The organism is Salinimicrobium oceani (assembly GCF_012037645.1).
Map to the genome: position 1 here is coordinate 1 of NZ_JAAVJR010001627.1, position 286 is coordinate 286.

Sequence of the window (286 nt, forward strand, 5' to 3'; positions counted from 1 at the left end):
TCCCTAATATTGTCCAGGATAATGAAAGCGTCCTGCCCCGGAATCTTCTTGTAATCCTTGGCCGGAATGTCATAATACCATGTGTTTCCGTCTTTCACGGTATAGAAGCTCTTATTGCCTTTCTCCAGCATCTCGTTCACCCATGCTGCAGGCTTACGACCTTCCTGCTTCATGATCTCGAGACCATTTTCCAGGCCTATGGCGTCCCATATCTGGAAAGGCCCATGTTCCCAACCTTAACCGGCTTTCATGGCATCGTCAATCTTATATAATTCATCTGTGATCT

At 46.5% G+C, this 286-nt stretch carries 1 pseudogene; it reads right to left on the reverse strand.

Features of this window, described 5'->3' with window-relative positions:
- Window positions 1-286, reverse strand: a pseudogene (locus HC175_RS24565) (3-hydroxyacyl-CoA dehydrogenase family protein); the annotation flags it as partial.